Source organism: Variovorax paradoxus, from assembly GCF_009755665.1.
GTDB lineage: Bacteria > Pseudomonadota > Gammaproteobacteria > Burkholderiales > Burkholderiaceae_C > Variovorax > Variovorax paradoxus_G.
This window is the reverse complement of sequence record NZ_CP046622.1, coordinates 3,868,615-3,884,587: the sequence shown is the minus strand read 5'-3', so window position 1 is coordinate 3,884,587 and position 15,973 is coordinate 3,868,615. Positions and strand designations below refer to the sequence as shown.

Here is a 15,973-nt window from a genome sequence, read left to right as displayed (position 1 = left end):
GTCTCCGTGGAAAAAAGTGGCGGATGAACGGAACGGAAAGGGAGGACTACGCTGCTACGGCGAGCGCGCGCGCATCGGTCTCGGCCCATGCAAGACGCACCGCATCGCCCGGCGCGTAGGGGCTTGCAAGAAAGGCGGCTTCGCCCAGCAGCACCGACACGTTCTTGCGCGGGGGCGTCGCGGCGTCCAGCGCAAGGCCGAGCAGCACGTAGGTGCCCTGGTATTCGACATCGGTGATGGCCGCGGCAATGCCGCCGGAGCCAGAGGCCCGCTCAATGCGCATGTGGTCGTTGCGCACCGCAATCGGGCCGGCGGGCGTCTCGAATACGTTGTGGCCACCCATGAAGCGCGCCACGAATTCGTTCGCAGGGTGGTTGTAGATCTGGTGCGGCGAGCCGACCTGCTCGATCACGCCGTGGTTCATCACCACCATGGTGTCGGCCAGCGCCATCGCTTCTTCCTGCGAGTGCGTGACATGAACGAAAGTCAGCCCCAGCTCCTTCTGCCAGCGCCGCAACTCGGCGCGCATCTGGATGCGCAAGAAGGGGTCGAGCGCCGACAGCGGCTCGTCGAGCAGCAGCACGCGCGGCTCGGTAATAAGTGCGCGCGCCAGCGCCACGCGCTGCTGCTGGCCGCCGGAGAGTTCGCCGGGCTTGCGGTCGGCCAGGTGGCCCATCGCCACCCGCTCCAGCAGGTCGCGCGCACGCTTTTGGCGCTCGGCCTTGCCTGTGCCCTTCATCTTGAGGCTGAAGGCCACGTTGTCCACCGCCGAGAGGTGCGGGAACAGCGCAAAGCTCTGGAACATCATCGCCGTGCCGCGCGCGGCGGCTGGCAGGTTGGTGATGTTGCGGTTGTCCAGCAGGATGTCGCCGCTGGTGACCGATTCATGCCCCGCAATCATTCGCAGCGTGGTGCTCTTGCCGCAACCTGACGGGCCCAGCAGGCAGCAATAGCTGCCGCTCGCAATGCGCAGGTCGATCTGGTCGACCGCAGGTGGTGTGCCGGCGGCGTAGCGCTTGCTCAGGGCAATGATTTCAACGGCGGCGGGCGGAGGCGTGGCGACGGCGGTCATTGGCTGGCGCCGCACACGAAAAGCGATCGAAAAACGAGCATGCTGGCGTTAAGCACGCTCCATGCCACCTGGGTGCCAAAGCGCTCTTTGCGGGCCCATGCAAGAGGCCGGGCTCAGCAGCTTTCTTGGAGAACAGCCCGGGCTTCCGAGCTTTCTCTTCCGTTGTCTCAGGTGCCGAACCGGCCGGCGTCGGAGCCGAGCGGCAACGCCGCAGCAGCCAGCCCGCGCAGCACGTCGCCCACCACGATGACCGCCGGGCTCGCCATCCCGCCTTCGGCAATGCAGGCCTGCAGCCGGTCGAGCGTGGCCGTGACGTGGCGCTGCTGCGGCAGGCTCGCGTGCTGGATGACCGCCACTGGCGTGTCGCCGGGCAGCCCCTGAAGCAGTTCGCGTTCGATGTGGCCCGCGCCCGCCACGCCCATGTAGATCACGAGCGTGAGCCGCGCGCTGTGCGCGGTGGCGGCCAGCGCACGCCAGTCGGTGGCGTCTTCATGCGCGCTGGCACCGGTCTTGGCGTGGCCGGTGACGAACACCACGCCCTGCGCGTGGTCCCGGTGGGTGAGCGGCACGCCCAGCGAGGTCACTGCGGCAAGGCCGGCCGTGATGCCGTTGATCACCGTGCACTCGATGCCGGCTTCGCGCAGGTGCTCGACCTCTTCGCCGCCGCGACCGAAGATGAACGGATCGCCGCCCTTGAGGCGGACCACAGTTTCGCCGTCGCGCGCCGCGGTGATCATGAGCCGTTCGATGAACGCCTGCGGCGTGCTCTTGCAGCCGCCGCGCTTGCCCACGTGCACGATCCGCGCATCGGGCCGCGCATACGAGGCCAGGATGCTCTCGCTCACGAGGTCGTCCACCAGCAGCACGGTGGCGGCCTGGATTGCCTTCACCGCCTTGATCGTCAGCAGTTCCGGGTCGCCCGGGCCGGCGCCCACCAGCGTGCAGCTTCCGGCGGTGAATGGGGAGATGGGTGCGTTCATGCGTGGGCTGCTAGTTGGGTGATGTGCCTGACCTGGGTGGCAATGGCTTCCGGCACGGGAAGCTCGCCATTCAACACGCGGCGCGTGTAGTCGGCCGTGGTCGCGACGTCGATCTCTTTCGGCAGCCCCGGCACCTCGTTCGACGTGCCGGCGGCCTGGGCCTGCAACTCGCTGCGCACGCCGCGCACAAAGCCGTCGATCTGCGCGGTGCGGCGCGGGTCGGAGACCACTTCGCCTTCGAGACCGCGCGAGAGCAGGGCGGTCATGCCCATGAGCTCGAACGTTTCTGCCATGGTGCGCGCGTATTCCGGATGGGTGTAGCTTGCCACGACCACGCAGGGCCCTGTGGTCGGCTGCATCAGCTTGACCACGCTGTGGCCAGGGTTGCGCAGGCCCACCACGCGGCGCACGTCGAGCAGCCGTTTGAGCGCGGGGTTGAGCAGTTCGGTCGGCGCAAAGCCGACCTCGCCGCATGCAATTTTTCGGACGGCCGTGAGCATGGGGATGTCCAATGCCTCCAGCACGTTCGATGCCAGCACGCGCGATGTTTCGGTGGCGCTGCCGTGCACCAGCACCGGCAGTCCCTCGCGGGCGAGCAGCAGCGCGAGCAGCGGCGTGAGCACCGGCAGCTTGCGCGCGCCGTTGTAGCTCGGCAGCACGATGAGGGGGCGGTCGGCGGCCGGAACGTGGTTGAGCCGCGCATGCGTCGCATCGAGAAAACCGGCCATCTCTTCGGGCGTTTCGCCTTTGATGCGCATGGCCAGGCAGAAGCCGCCGATTTCGAGGTCGGTCACGGTGCCGTCCAGCACCTGGCCGAACAGGTCCGTGGCCTGTTCGCGCGTGAGCGGCTTGGCGCCTCGCGCGCCGCGGCCGATTTCCTTGATGTATTGGCTGATTCCCATGGGTGCCCCGATTGTCCCGCAATGCTTATGCCGGAAAGCAAGGCGGCTTATGCCCTCCATGCGCCCTCTAAGCACCCTCCGCGATGACCTCCGCCGGCGTTGCCCGTACCATGCGCTTGAGTTCGGGCAGGCAGGAGCCGCAGTTGGTGCCGCACTTCAGCGAGCCCTGCAGCGAGGCCAGCCGTTCCTCGGGCGTGCCGCTGCAGCGGCCCAGTTCGGCCTGGATGGCCAGGTCGGTCACGTTGAAGCAGGTGCAGACCGTTTGCCCGCGGGACTGCACCGCCACCGGCGCGCGGGCGCCCGGCGACAGCAGCAGCCGGCCGTAGGTTTGGGCCGGAATTTCCTCGCGCAGCAAGGTGCCGATCCAGGCCTCGGCGCTGGTGTCGCCGCCCAGCAGGAACGCGTCGAGCCCGGCGTTGCCGTCGGCGCGGCGCACCAGCCGGGCCACGCGGCGCTGGCCGCGGCGGCGGTCGGCGTAGCGCAGGGCATCGCTCGCGCCAAGGCCCAGCACGCCTTCGATGCGGTCGACCAGGCTGTCGTCCGGCGTGTCGTGCGCGGCCGCGCGAAAGAGGATGCCGCTGCGCTCTTCGCCAGGCGTGTTGCCCGAGAACGGCACGCAGGTGGCAAACGGAAACATCGCCATCAGCGGCTTGAGCGCCTGCTGCGCGGCAAAGGCGACGTCGGGCGGCAGCCAGGCCATGGCGAGCAGCGACCACGGCAACTCGGCCTTGAGGATCTTGACCGGCGTGTGCTTGAGCTCCGGCTGCTTCGACGTGGGGCAGTAAGCCGGCGTGGTCAGCGCATTGATGCCGGCCAGCGGCGTGCCGGTCGACGAGCAGCCGCTCAGGTACTCCTCGCCCCAATGCATGGCGACGAAAGCCTGGCTCAGGCCGATCTCGGCGCTGGCGCGCGCGGGCAGCAGGATGGAGCCGCGCTTGGAGGTGAGGTGCACCAGGTCGCCGTCTTTCAGAAGGCGGCGCGCCATGTCCTGCGCGTTCATCTGCACCACCGGTTCGGCCACGTGGCCGAACAGGCGGCCGACCGTGCCGGTGCGGCTCATGCCGTGCCACTGGTCGCGCAAGCGGCCGGTGTTGAGCGAAAACGGATAGCGCGCCTCGCGCGCCTCGGCCACGGGCTTGTAGACGGTATCGACGAAGCGTGCGCGGCCATCCGGCGTGGGAAAGACGCCGTCTTCGTAGAGGCGGGCGCGGCCGGTGGTCTCGCCTTCCTTCAGCGGCCACTGCTGGGGCCCGGCGGTTTCGAGCATGGCGTAGCTCAGGCCGGTGATGTCGAGGTCGCGCCCGCGCGTGGATTCGCGATGCTCGTTCCACACCTGTTCGGCGCAACCGTAGGGGAACAGCGTGGCCGGGCGGCCGAGCCGCTGTTCGAGCCGGCGTGCAAAGTCGACGGCAATCGACCAGTCGTGGCGCGCTTCGCCGGGGGCCGTTACCGCGGGGCGCACACGCGAGATGCGGCGCTCGCTGTTGGTCACGGTGCCTTCCTTCTCGCCCCAGGTGGTGGCGGGCAGCAGCAGGTCGGCAAACGCGCAGGTCGAAGTGGTCGAAAAAGCTTCCTGCACCACCACGAACTCGGCGCGCTCGAGGGCGCGGCGTACCGTGGCCTGGTCGGGCATCGACTGGGCAGGGTTGGTGCAGGCAATCCACAGCGCGCGAATTTCGCCGTCGGCCGCGGCCTGGAACATCTCGACCGCGGTCTTGCCGGGCTTCTCGGGCACGGAGGGCAGGTTCCATAGCGCCGCCACTTCCGCGCGATGCGCCGGGTTGGCCAGGTCGCGGTGCGCGCTCAGCAGGTTGGCCAGGCCGCCCACTTCGCGCCCGCCCATGGCGTTGGGCTGGCCGGTGAGCGAGAACGGGCCGGCACCGGCCTTGCCGATCTGGCCGGTGGCCAGGTGCAGGTTGATCAGCGCCGCATTCTTGGCGGTGCCGCTCGACGATTGGTTCAGGCCCTGGCAATACAGGCTCAGCGTGGCGGGCGAGGTTGCGAACATGCGCGCCGCGGCAAGCAGGTCGTCCTTGGAGATGCCGCAGATCTGCGCCACCTTGTCGGGCGAGCATTCGCGCACCGTGGCCTTCAACGCATCGAAGCCCGTGGTGTGGGCCGCGATGTAGCGGTTGTCGGTCCAGCCTTCCCAAAGCATCAGGTGCAGCATGCCGTTGAACAGCATGACGTCGGTGCCGGGCTGGATGGGCAGGAACAGGTCGGCAATTTCCACCGTGTCGGTGCGGCGCGGATCGGCCACGATGATCTTCATGCCCGGGTTCGCGGCCTTCGCGTCTTCGATGCGGCGGAAGAGAATCGGGTGCGCCCACGCGGCATTGCTGCCCACGATGAAAAGGCACTCGGCGTGCTTCAGGTCGTCGTAGCAGGCGGGCGGCGCATCGGCGCCCAGGGTCTGCTTGTAGCCCGCCACCGCGCTGCTCATGCACAGGCGCGAGTTGGTGTCGATGTTGTTGGTGCCGATCAAGCCCTTGGCGAGCTTGTTGAAGACGTAGTAGTCCTCGGTGAGCAGCTGGCCCGAGACATAGAAGCCCACGGCGTCGGGCCCGTGGTCGCGAATTACCTGCGCGAACTTGTCGACCGCGCCGTCGAGCGCGGTGTTCCACGCCACGGGCGCCGGCTCGGCGCCGCGCGCGGCGCGCTGCATGGGCTGCAGCAGCCGGGTCTGGCGCGTGACCGTGGCCGTTGCCGTGAGGTGCAGCGTGGAGCCCTTGGTGCAAAGGCGCCCGAAGTTGGCCGGGTGGTCGGGGTCTCCGCGCACGCCAGTGATCTGCGCGCCTTCGGACTCGATGATCACACCGCAGCCCACGCCGCAGTAGGGGCAGGTGGAGCGAGTTTCTTCCATGGGTCGTGCCTTGGTTGTGCGCCTAGCTGCCGTGCGGCGCCTGCACGTCGAAGGTCTCGTCGCCCAGCTTGCCGGCCGTTGCGGCGCCGGGGCCAGCGCGGGGCGGCGCCAGGTCGATCGCATGCGTCTCGAGTTCTTTCGCATCCAGATGCACCACGCCCTCGGCAACCTTCACGGCAAACTTCGGCGTGCATCCTTCATCGGGCGACTTGGCACACCCGTCGTCCAGCCCGATGGCCCAGTTGTGCAGCGGACACGCCACGCTGGTGCCGAACACGATGCCCTGGGAGAGCGGCCCGCCCTTGTGCGGGCAACGGTCGAGCAGCGCGAACACCTGGTCTTCTGAATTGCGGAACACGGCGACGGCCACACCCACGGGGCGCGCCACGCGGCGGGCGCCCAGCACGGGGATGTCGTCGATACGGCAGATGGCTTTCCATTCGCTCATGGTGGGGTCTCTAGGTTTTGAGGTCGGAATACAGGCCGGTCACGCGGTCCATGATGGCCAGCAGGTTCTCGCTGGCCACGAACACGTCGGACATCAGGGCGGGTGAGGTGGCAGCGCCCTCGAGGCGCTGGAGTCCGCGGTTGAAAAACATCCACTGCGCGTCGGCCAGCACCAGTTCCTGGCGGATCTGCGCGGTGGCTTCAGGCGCGTTGCGCAGGGTTTCGAGCGCGGCAAGGAATTCGGCGCGCGCCTTTGCAATTTCTGCCGCGCTGCCGGTGGTGTCGATCTGCATCGCGCCGGCCAGGTAGAACTTGGCCATGCGCTGGGACAGCATGCGCTGCCGGCCCGCGATATTGACCAGCCGGCCCACCGGCTTGCCCGAAGCGGTTTCGTACTGCGTGGTGCCCTGGTTTGCAAGCGCGAGCACGGCGGCATCGAGCTTGACGATTCGAGCGGCTTCTTCCTTGCCGAGCGCGGGGCGGGTGAGCTCGCGCTTGAATTCGCTCCATGCGCCATCGAGCGCATCGTAGGTGCCGCGGATCGCGGGGCTCGGCGCGAAGGCCTTGAGCTCGGTCAATTGCCTTTCGAACAGGGCAATCGACTTGTCGAGCACTTGCTGCGCACTGCGCGTTTCCACTTTCTGCGCCAGCGCGAGGTAAGCCTTGCTCGCACGCTGCGACAGCATGCGCTGGCGGCCCGCCTTGTTGATGGCGTCGTTGAGGTCGGCCACCTGCGCGTGGGCACCCACCGCGGCAAGCGCGGAAGAAGCGATGAAGAGTCGTCTTTTCAAGCAGCGTCCCCCGCTTACGCGGTGAGCGGCGTGAACTGCCGCACATCCACAGACGCCTGGCTCGACTCGAACCACGGATCGGGCTCCCCGTCCAACGCGAACTGCAGCCGCTCCCACAGCGCCGTGCGGCCTTCGGCGTCTTCCAGGATCTTCTTCTTCACATAGTCCAGCCCCACCCGCCCGATGTAGTGCACCGTGCGCTCCAGGTACCAGCCTTCCTCGCGGTACAGCTGCAGGAACGCCCCCGAGTACTCCATCACCTCCTCGGCCGTCTTCACCTTCACCAGGAACTGCGCCACTTCGGTCTTGATGCCGCCGTTGCCGCCCACGTACAGCTCCCAGCCGGAGTCGACCCCGATCACCCCCACGTCCTTGATCCCCGCCTCCGCGCAGTTGCGCGGGCAGCCCGAGACCGCCAGCTTCACCTTGTGCGGCGAATACATCGCCCACAGCGCCCGCTCCAGGTCCTTGCCCATCTGGGTGGAATCCTGCGTGCCGAAGCGGCACCACTCGCTGCCCACGCAGGTCTTCACCGTGCGCAGGCTCTTGGCATAGGCAAAGCCCGACGGCATGCCGATGTCCTTCCACACCCCCTCCAGGTCCTCCTTCTTCACCCCCAAGAGGTCGATGCGCTGGCCGCCCGTGACCTTGACGGTGGGAATCTGGTACTTGTCCGCCGCATCCGCGATGCGCCGCAGCTCATCCGGCGTGGTGTGGCCGCCCCACATGCGCGGAATCACGGAATAGGTGCCGTCCTTCTGGATGTTGGCGTGGCTGCGCTCGTTGATGAAGCGGCTCTGCGGATCGTCCTTGGCCTCCTTGGGCCAGGTGCTGATCAGGTAGTAGTTCACCGCCGGGCGGCAGGTCGCGCAGCCGTTGGGCGTGCGCCAGCCCAGGTGGCGGTACACCGCGTCGTGCGTCAGGTGGTGTTCCTTCCTGATGGCGTCGCGCACCTCCTGGTGGCTCGCGTCGGTGCAGCCGCACACCGCCTTCTTCTTGGGCGTGGCCGAATAGTCGCCGCCGGCGGTGAACATCAGGATCTGCTCCACCAGCCCGGTGCAGGAACCACAGCTGGCGCTGGCCTTGGTGTGCTTCTTGACCTCGTCCAGCGTGAACAGGCCCTTTTCCTTGATCGCCTTGCAGATGGTGCCCTTGGTCACGCCGTTGCAGCCGCACACCTCGGCCTCGTCGGGCATGCTGGCGGCCTTGTTGTGGCCCTCGTGGCCGGTGTCGCCGATGTTGGACTCGCCGAACATCAGCTTGTCGCGGATGTCGTGCACGCTGCGCCCGTCGCGCAGGAGCTTGAAGTACCAGCTGCCGTCCACCGTGTCGCCGTACAGGCAGGCGCCCACCAGCTTGTCGTCCTTGATCACCAGCTTCTTGTAGACCCCGCCGAAGGGGTCGCTCATGACGATCTCCTCGGTGCCTTCGCCGCCCATGAACTCGCCGGCCGAGAAGAGATCGATGCCCGTGACCTTGAGCTTGGTGGAGGTGAGCGAGCCCAGGTAGCGGCCGATGCCGAACTGCGCCAGGTGGTTGGCCGCGACCTTGGCCTGCTCGAAGAGGGGGGCCACCAGCCCGTAGGCGATGCCGCGGTGGGCGGCGCATTCGCCCACCGAGTAGATGCGCGCATCGGTCACGGTCTGCATGGTGTCGTTGACCACGATGCCGCGGTTGCAGTGCAGGCGCATCTTCTCGGCCAGCTCGGTGTTGGGGCGGATGCCCACGGCCATGACGACCAGGTCGGCGGCCACCTCGGTGCCGTCCTTGAAGCGGATGGCACGGACCCGGCCGGCCTTGCCGTCCTCGGCGTCGCCCACGAGCTCCTGGGTCTGGGCGCCGATGAGGAACGCGAGGCCCCGGTCTTCCAAAGACTTCTGCAGGAGCTTGCCGGCCACGTCATCGAGCTGGCGCTCCATGAGCCAGGGCATGACGTGCACCACGGTGACGTTCATGCCGCGCAGCATGAGGCCGTTGGCCGCCTCCAGGCCCAAGAGGCCCCCGCCGATGACGACCGCATTCTTGTGGGTGCGGGCGGTCTCGATCATGTAGTCGGTGTCGGCGATGTCGCGGTAGGCGATGACGCCCTTCAGGTCCTTGCCGGGCACGGGGAGCATGAAGGGGTTGGAGCCGGTGCACATCAGGAGGCGGTCGTAGGCGGCCTCGGTGACGGCGCCCTGCGAGTCGACGGCGCGCACGATGCGCTTGACGCGGTCGACTTCGACGACCTTCTTGCCGGCGTGCAGGGTGATGTGGTTGTCCGAGTACCACTCCCAGCTGTTGAGCACGATCTCGTCCACGGTCTGCTCGCCGGCCAGCACGGGCGACAGGAGGATGCGGTTGTAGTTGGGGTGCGGCTCGGCACCGAAGACGGTGATGTCGTACATGTCCGGGGCGAGCTTCAGGAGCTCTTCCAGGGTGCGCACGCCGGCCATGCCGTTGCCGACCATCACGAGCTTGAGTTTGTGCATGGGGTGGGGCCTTTCAACGTATCAAGCAAAGGAAGCGCGCGGTGCGCGTGCAAAGTGCGTGGAAAGCACATGGAGAATGGCGCCATGAGCTTTGAAGTGGACATCGGCTACAGCAGCCAGCGCGGACCGCGCGAAGTGAACGAAGACTTTGCCGGTGCCGTCAACGCACCGCCGGGGGACGAGTCGCGCGGGCTCATTGCCGCCATTGCCGACGGCGTGTCCACCGGCGGACGCGGCCTGGAAGCGGCGCAGACCACCGTGATGGGCCTCTTGGCCGACTACTTCGCCACGCCCGCCACCTGGGAGCCGACCGCCGCGCTCGACCGCCTGGTGGCGGCGCAGAACGCCTGGCTTGCCGATCACAACCGCCGGCGCCAGGGCAGCGCGACTGCGCTCACCACGCTGACGGCACTGGTGCTGCACGGCCAGAGCTACACGCTGGCCCACGTGGGCGACACGCGCGCATGGCGTGTTCGCGCCGACGGCGAGCCGGCCATGCCGCTCACGCAGGACCATGCCTTCGAGCATCCCGACATGCGCAGCCGCTTGACGCGTGCCATCGGCCTGGACGACCAGGTGCGTGTCGACTACGCGCAGGGAGATGTGCGCGTGGGCGATTGCTTCGTGCTCACGTCCGACGGTGTGCACGGCGTGCTCAAGCCGCAGCGCCTGGCCGCGCTCGCCTTGCAGGGCAGCGCCGAGCAGGCAAGCGAGGCGCTGGTGAATGCGGCGCTCGATGCCGCGACGCGCGACAACGCGACTGCATTGGTCATTCGCGTGGTCGGCCTCGATCCGCGGCAGCTGGACGACGAGCTCGGCGACGGACGCCGCCTGGCGCCGCCGCCCTTGTTGAAGGTGGGCGACGTGCTCGACGGCTACGTGGTCACCGCCCTGGTGGCCGACACCGGCGTGCATCTGCTCTACCAGGCGCGCAACGCCTCCACGCGCGAACTGGTCGCGCTCAAGACACTGCACCCCTCGCGCGCCAGCGATCCGCAGGAGCGCGCGATGCTCGCGCACGAAGCCTGGCTGGGCCAGCGCGTGGGAAGCGGCGGGTTCGTGCGCGTGCACGAGCGTGCCGAGAACGCCAGCGCGCTCTACATCGTGTTCGACTGGCATGGCGGACGCACGTTGGAGCAGATGCGCAAGTCCGGCGCTCGCGGCGCGGTGGCCGATGTGGTTGCCGCGGCCATCGACGTGACCAAGGCCCTGGGCCGGCTGCACCGCCACGGCGTGGTGCACCGCGACATCAAGCCCGGCAACCTGCACCTGGGCGACGACGGCCGCTGGCGCATTCTCGACCTGGGCGTGGCGCTGTCGGGCCGCGAAGGTGCGGCCCAGCGCGAACTGCATGCGGGCACGCCCAGCTACATCAATCCCGAGCAATGGGAGGGCGCGCATGCCGACACCGGCAGCGACCTGTTCGCGCTCGGCGTCACGCTGTATCAGTGGCTCGGCGGACACTTGCCCTACGGAGAGATCGAGCCCTACCAGGTGGCGCGCTACCGCCGCGACCCGGCCGCGCTCTCCCGCCTGCGGCCCGATGTGCCCGTGTGGCTCGACCATCTGGTGCGCAAGGCCGTTGCGCGCGATCCGCGCGAGCGTTTCGAAACCGCGGAGGAAATGCTGCTCGCCCTGGAGCGGGGCGCTTCCCGCCCGGTCGGTGCGCCGCCCGCCACGCCGCTGATCCGCCGCGACCCGGCCGCGCTCTACAAGATCGCGCTCGCCGTGTCGCTGCTGTTCAACGCACTGCTCGTGGTGTGGCTGCTTTTTCTGCCACGCTGACGGCGAACGGAAAAGGGTCATGGCCGCGTCGCCTTCGGTGGAGCGGTGTACTTGGCCGGGGCCGGTGAGGGCGTGGTGCGCGCGCGGCCGCCCTTTTCGGCCCAGGTGCGGGTCCAGCGGATCTGCATCACCCGCATCACGCCCAACATGACAAGCGACAGCGCGCCGAAGAACACGAAGCCCCAGACGTAGCTGCCCAGGTATTGCTTCGACAGGCCCATGGCGTTGGGCACCAGGCCGCCGCCCAGTGCGCCGATCTCGCCGATCATCGAACCGGCCACAGCGGTGCTGGTGGGCCAGCGCAGCGGCACCAGCTGGAACAGCGCGCCGTTGCCTGCGCCCAGCGCGGCAAAGCACAAGATCAGAAGCAGGGTAGTGAGTGCAAGAGAGGACGACGAGATGCCCACCAGCGCCAGCCCGACGGCCACCACCACCAGCACCACCGTGAGCGTGTTCACGCCGCCCCAGCGGTCGGAGATCCAGCCGCCGACGATGCGCACCGCGGCGCCCATGAAGGCCGCCAGCATCGTGAGCTGCCCCGCCTGCACCTTGCTCACGCCGAACTGGTCGTAGTAGTAAGAGGGCAGGAAGGTGGTAAGGCCGATGAAACCGCCGAAGGTCACGCCGTAGATAAGGCTGAACACCCAGCCGTCTTTCTCGAACAGGCAGGCAATGTGCTCGCGAAAGCTCGCGTGGCTGTCGACGTCCGGCGGCTCCTTGGCGAACACCACCATCACGACCATCGGCACCAGGATGGCGGCCGCCGCCACGGCATACACCGCCTGCCACCCGAGCCACTGCGCAAGCGGCGGGGCCACCAGCACCGACACCGCCGTGCCCACGTTGCCCGCACCCACCAGTCCCATGGCCAGGCCCTTGTGCTGCGGCGGAAACCAGCCCGAACCGAGCGAAAGCGCCACGCCGAAGCTGGCGCCCGCAATGCCCAGCAGCACGCCCATGGCGAGCAGGTCGTTGAAGCTCTTCACGAAGAAGAAGCCGAACAGCATCGCCACGGCGATCATGCCCATCTCGACCATGGTGGCGTTCTTGCGGCCGATGTATTGCGAGAGGATGCCCAGCGGAAAGCGCATGAGCGCGCCCGCGATGATGGGCACCGAGAGCATCAGGCCTTTTTGCGCGGGCGAAAGATCGAAGGTTTCGCCGATGAACGGCGCCATGGCGCCGTTGAGCACCCAGATGCAGCAGGAGAACGAGAAGTACAGAAAGGCCGCGAACAGCGTCGGGCCGTGGCCTGAGTGCAAGAAGGTCCTGAAACTGGACATGGCGTTCAATCGTGCGAAATGCCGCGGCGCAGCCTTTGGAGGGCCGTGTCGACGGACAGGGTTGGGGCGGAATGCCGGCAGCGGACGCTGTCGGCGTGGGGGTGCTTCCCGGCCATTGCGCAGCCAGGATGGATGCAGGAGCCTGCAGCCTCACCAAAGCGGTGCTTCGTTACACCGCATCCTGATCGATGCAAGAGACGTGCCTGCGCAAATGCGCGGGCGTGGCCTATGCTTGCCGTGCCTCCAACCGCTTTTTCATGATGTCCCTTCTCGTCGTTCTGCCCAATGATTTCGCCGAATCCGCGCCGCTGCCGGAGCCTCTGCAGCAGGCCCTCGCGACCGCCGGTGTCGCTGCCGTCGAGCGGGTCACCTGCCACACGCTGGTGCAGAAGGTGGGTGCGCTTGCACCGCAACAGGCGGTGGCTTGGCTGCCCGCACCGGCGCAACAGCTGCAGGCGTTGCTCGACGCCGTCGGCGAATGGAAGGGCGCGCCTCCTTGCGGGCTGAGCCTCGTCAGCGCGCCGCTGGACAGCGCGCAGCACGAAGCGCTGGTTGCTCTCGGCGTGCACGCATGGCTGCCGATGCAAGCTTGCGATGGCGTCTCGCTTCGCGCGCTGATGGCGCTGGCGCAAGCCAGGCGGGACCGCGAGGTGGCGCTGCGCACCGAACTCGACGGCCTGCGCACGCGCATGGACGAACGCAAGTGGGTCGACCGCGCCAAGGGCCTGCTGATGTCGTCCCGCGGCATCGGCGAGGACGAGGCCTTCGGCTTGCTGCGCGGGGCTGCCATGCATGCCAACCTGCGGCTGGGCGAGGTGTCGCGCTCGGTGATCGAGGCGGCGCAGTGGGCCGACGCGATCAACCGTGCCGGGCAATTGCGCATGCTGTCGCAGCGGTTGGTGCGGATTGCGGCGCAGATGCTCGCCGGCATCGACGTGCAGCGCGCGCGCGTCTTGCGCACGCAATCGGTCGAGCGGGTGCAGCAGAACCTGGATCATCTGGCCACCCTAGAGCTCGGCGCCCCGGGCGCGGGCGCGCTGGGCGATGTGCAGGACGCGTGGAGCGGGCTTTCCGCCGCGCTGGCGGCGCGCGCGGTGCCGCAGGCACTGGCCGATATCGACAAGCGCGGCGACGAACTGCTTGCCGCTGCCGAGGCGCTGACCGATGCGCTCGAAGCCTCCGGCGCGCGGCGTGCGCTGCGCATCGTCAACATCTGCGGGCGGCAGCGCATGCGCGCACAGCGGCTGGCCAAGGACGCGTTGCTGGCCTCGACGCTTGCCGCGGGTACTTCGCGCGAGCGCCTGTTGCCGACGATGAACGAGTTCGAGGCGGCGCTGCTGGAACTGGAGCGCGCGCCGCTCAGTTCACCCGAGATTCGCGCCGCATTGGCCGCCGCGCGCGACGAATGGCTGCGCCTGGTCGGCGGCGTGCAGGCGCTCGAGAGCCCCGAGGGCCGCGCCACGCTGGTGCGGTCCAGCGAAGCGCTGGTCGACACCTTCGAGCGCCTCACCGCCTGGTACGAGCACAGCCTGCAAGTCATCATGTCCTGACTCCGGTTGTGCCGTGCCGGTGGTGTCAGGCCGCCACCTTCTCCACGTGCGCCTGGCGCGTGTAGAGAAAGTCGATCACAGCCTTGCGGGCGTGCACGTAGGTCGGATCTTCAGCCAGTTCGACGCGGTTGCGCGGACGTGCGATGTCGACCTTCAGCACGTCGCCGATGGTGGCGGCCGGACCGTTGGTGAGCATCACGATGCGGTCGCTCAGCAGCACCGCTTCGTCGACGTCGTGCGTAACCATGACGACGGTGCTCTGGGTCTTCTGCACGATACCGAGCAGTTCGTCCTGCAGCTTGGCGCGCGTGAGCGCGTCCAGGGCGCCGAAGGGTTCGTCCATCAGCAGCACCTTGGGTTCCATGGAGAGCGCGCGTGCAATGCCCACGCGCTGCTTCATGCCGCCCGAGATTTCGCCGGGGCGCTTTTGCGCGGCGGGTGTCAGGCCGACCATCGCAAGCGCCGCATCGGTACGTGCGCGCAACTGCGCCTTGCTCTCGGTGGCGGCAAAGACGCGTTCGACCGCGAGGTACACGTTCTCGAAGCAGGTGAGCCAGGGCAGCAGCGAGTGGTTCTGGAAAACCACCGCGCGCTCCGGGCCGGGGCCCTTGATTTCGCGGTTGGCGCACAGAAGCACGCCTTGCGTGGGCGTCGTCAGTCCGGCAATCAGGTTCAGCAACGTCGACTTGCCGCAGCCCGAGTGCCCGATGAGCGTGATGAACTCGCCCTTGGCCACGTTCAGGTTGATGCCCTGCAGTGCCAGGAAGCTGCCCTTGGCGGTCTTGAAGCGCTGCTCGACGTTGTGGATCTCGATGTACTTCGAATCATCATTCATTGGAAACCTCCGCGCAGCAGCGCTGCGGTATTCGCCTTCGGAACGGCCGTGCGGCTCATGACTTCACCTCTTCGAACGTGAATGCGGTTGCAAGCTTGATGAGCGCGAACTCCAGCACCAGGCCGACGATGCCGATGACGAAGATCGCGATGATGATGTTGGCGACGTTGAGGTTGTTCCACTCGTCCCACACCCAGAAGCCGATGCCGACGCCGCCGGTGAGCATTTCGGCCGCGACGATCACCAGCCAGGCGGTGCCCACGGCCAGGCGAACGCCGGTCAGCATGTAGGGCAGCACGGCGGGGAACAGGATCTTGGTGAAGATCTTCCATTCGCTGAGGTTGAGCACCTTGGCCACGTTCATGTAGTCGCTCGGCACCCGCTGCACGCCCACGGCGGTGTTGATCACCATCGGCCAGATCGAGCAGATGAAGATGGTCCAGATGGCGGCCGGATTGGCGCCCTTGAACACCAGCAGGCCGATCGGCAGCCAGGCCAGCGGCGACACCGGGCGCAGCAGGCTGATCAGCGGATTGAACATGCGCGACAGAAACTCGAAGCGCCCAATGGCAAAGCCCGCGGGAATACCGACCGCTGCCGCGAGCCCGAAGCCCAGCGCCACGCGCTGCAGCGACGAGAGCACGTTCCAGCCTACGCCCTGGTCGTTCGGGCCCTTGCTGTAGAACGGATCGCTGAACACCGTGAGCGCCTGCTGCCAGGTGGCGAGCGGCGAGGGAAAGCCGGTGGTGCTCTTCATGGCGACCAGCTCCCAGATCAGCACCAGCAGGCCGAAGCCCGCGAGCGGCGGCAGCACGCGCATCCAGAATGCGCGCAGGTCGATGGATGTGCGTTGCTTTTGCTCCCTCTCCACTTTGGGCAGTGGGGCGGCGAGGGGGGCGGCTTCGGCGCGGGGCGAACCCTCACCCCGGCCCTCTCCCGCACGCGGGAGAGGGAGCGAGGCATCCAGGGGCGAATGGAAGACGGCACTGACCAT

The 15,973-nt window shown here is 67.8% G+C and carries 12 protein-coding genes; 2 read left to right on the top strand and 10 right to left on the bottom strand.

Annotated features, from left to right (window positions below; translation table 11 throughout):
* Positions 1-46: 46 nt before the first annotated feature.
* The 7 genes from GOQ09_RS18060 to nirB all read right to left on the bottom strand — a co-directional run bounded on the left by GOQ09_RS18060 (position 47) and on the right by nirB (position 9,526).
* The gene (locus tag GOQ09_RS18060; protein WP_157614767.1) at positions 47-1,072 is read right to left on the bottom strand and encodes an ABC transporter ATP-binding protein; all 1,026 of its coding nucleotides are present in this window, start codon (positions 1,070-1,072) and stop codon (positions 47-49) included.
* A 167-nt stretch (positions 1,073-1,239) separates the two neighbouring features.
* Positions 1,240-2,052, bottom strand: a complete 813-nt coding sequence (gene cobA, locus GOQ09_RS18055; RefSeq protein WP_157614766.1) for a uroporphyrinogen-III C-methyltransferase — start codon at positions 2,050-2,052, stop codon at positions 1,240-1,242.
* Complete coding sequence (gene ybiB, locus GOQ09_RS18050; RefSeq protein ID WP_157614765.1) at positions 2,049-2,954, bottom strand: DNA-binding protein YbiB; 906 nt, start codon at positions 2,952-2,954, stop codon at positions 2,049-2,051. The genes cobA and ybiB overlap by 4 nt, the downstream gene beginning before the upstream one ends.
* A 67-nt stretch (positions 2,955-3,021) precedes the next feature.
* Positions 3,022-5,817, bottom strand: coding sequence for a nitrate reductase (locus GOQ09_RS18045; protein WP_157614764.1), 2,796 nt, complete (start codon positions 5,815-5,817; stop codon positions 3,022-3,024).
* A gap of 22 nt (positions 5,818-5,839) precedes the next feature.
* On the bottom strand, positions 5,840-6,265 hold the full coding sequence (nirD, locus tag GOQ09_RS18040) for a nitrite reductase small subunit NirD (RefSeq protein WP_157614763.1): 426 nt from the start codon (positions 6,263-6,265) through the stop codon (positions 5,840-5,842).
* 10 nt (positions 6,266-6,275) lie between these two features.
* Positions 6,276-7,055, bottom strand: coding sequence for a type IV pili methyl-accepting chemotaxis transducer N-terminal domain-containing protein (locus GOQ09_RS18035; protein ID WP_157614762.1), 780 nt, complete (start codon positions 7,053-7,055; stop codon positions 6,276-6,278).
* 14 nt (positions 7,056-7,069) lie between these two features.
* Positions 7,070-9,526 (bottom strand): nitrite reductase large subunit NirB, encoded by a 2,457-nt coding sequence (nirB, locus tag GOQ09_RS18030; protein WP_157614761.1) that lies wholly within the window; start codon positions 9,524-9,526, stop codon positions 7,070-7,072.
* 84 nt (positions 9,527-9,610) lie between these two features.
* On the opposite strand from nirB, the gene GOQ09_RS18025 reads away from it, so the two are divergent.
* The gene (locus tag GOQ09_RS18025) at positions 9,611-11,311 is read left to right on the top strand and encodes a bifunctional protein-serine/threonine kinase/phosphatase (RefSeq protein WP_157614760.1); all 1,701 of its coding nucleotides are present in this window, start codon (positions 9,611-9,613) and stop codon (positions 11,309-11,311) included.
* A 17-nt stretch (positions 11,312-11,328) separates the two neighbouring features.
* On the opposite strand, the gene GOQ09_RS18020 is transcribed toward GOQ09_RS18025, so the two are convergent.
* The gene (locus GOQ09_RS18020) at positions 11,329-12,594 is read right to left on the bottom strand and encodes an MFS transporter (RefSeq protein WP_157614759.1); all 1,266 of its coding nucleotides are present in this window, start codon (positions 12,592-12,594) and stop codon (positions 11,329-11,331) included.
* A gap of 257 nt (positions 12,595-12,851) precedes the next feature.
* Between GOQ09_RS18020 and GOQ09_RS18015 the strand changes: the two genes are divergently transcribed.
* Complete coding sequence (locus GOQ09_RS18015) at positions 12,852-14,144, top strand: ANTAR domain-containing protein (RefSeq protein WP_157614758.1); 1,293 nt, start codon at positions 12,852-12,854, stop codon at positions 14,142-14,144.
* Positions 14,145-14,169: 25 nt separating this feature from the next.
* Here GOQ09_RS18015 and GOQ09_RS18010 read toward each other — a convergent pair whose 3' ends face one another.
* Positions 14,170-14,979: an ABC transporter ATP-binding protein gene (locus GOQ09_RS18010; RefSeq protein ID WP_157614757.1), complete on the bottom strand. Its 810-nt coding sequence runs from the start codon at positions 14,977-14,979 to the stop codon at positions 14,170-14,172.
* Between the two features lie 55 nt (positions 14,980-15,034).
* Entirely contained in the window at positions 15,035-15,973 is a 939-nt protein-coding gene (ntrB, locus tag GOQ09_RS18005) for a nitrate ABC transporter permease (RefSeq protein WP_157614756.1), read from the bottom strand.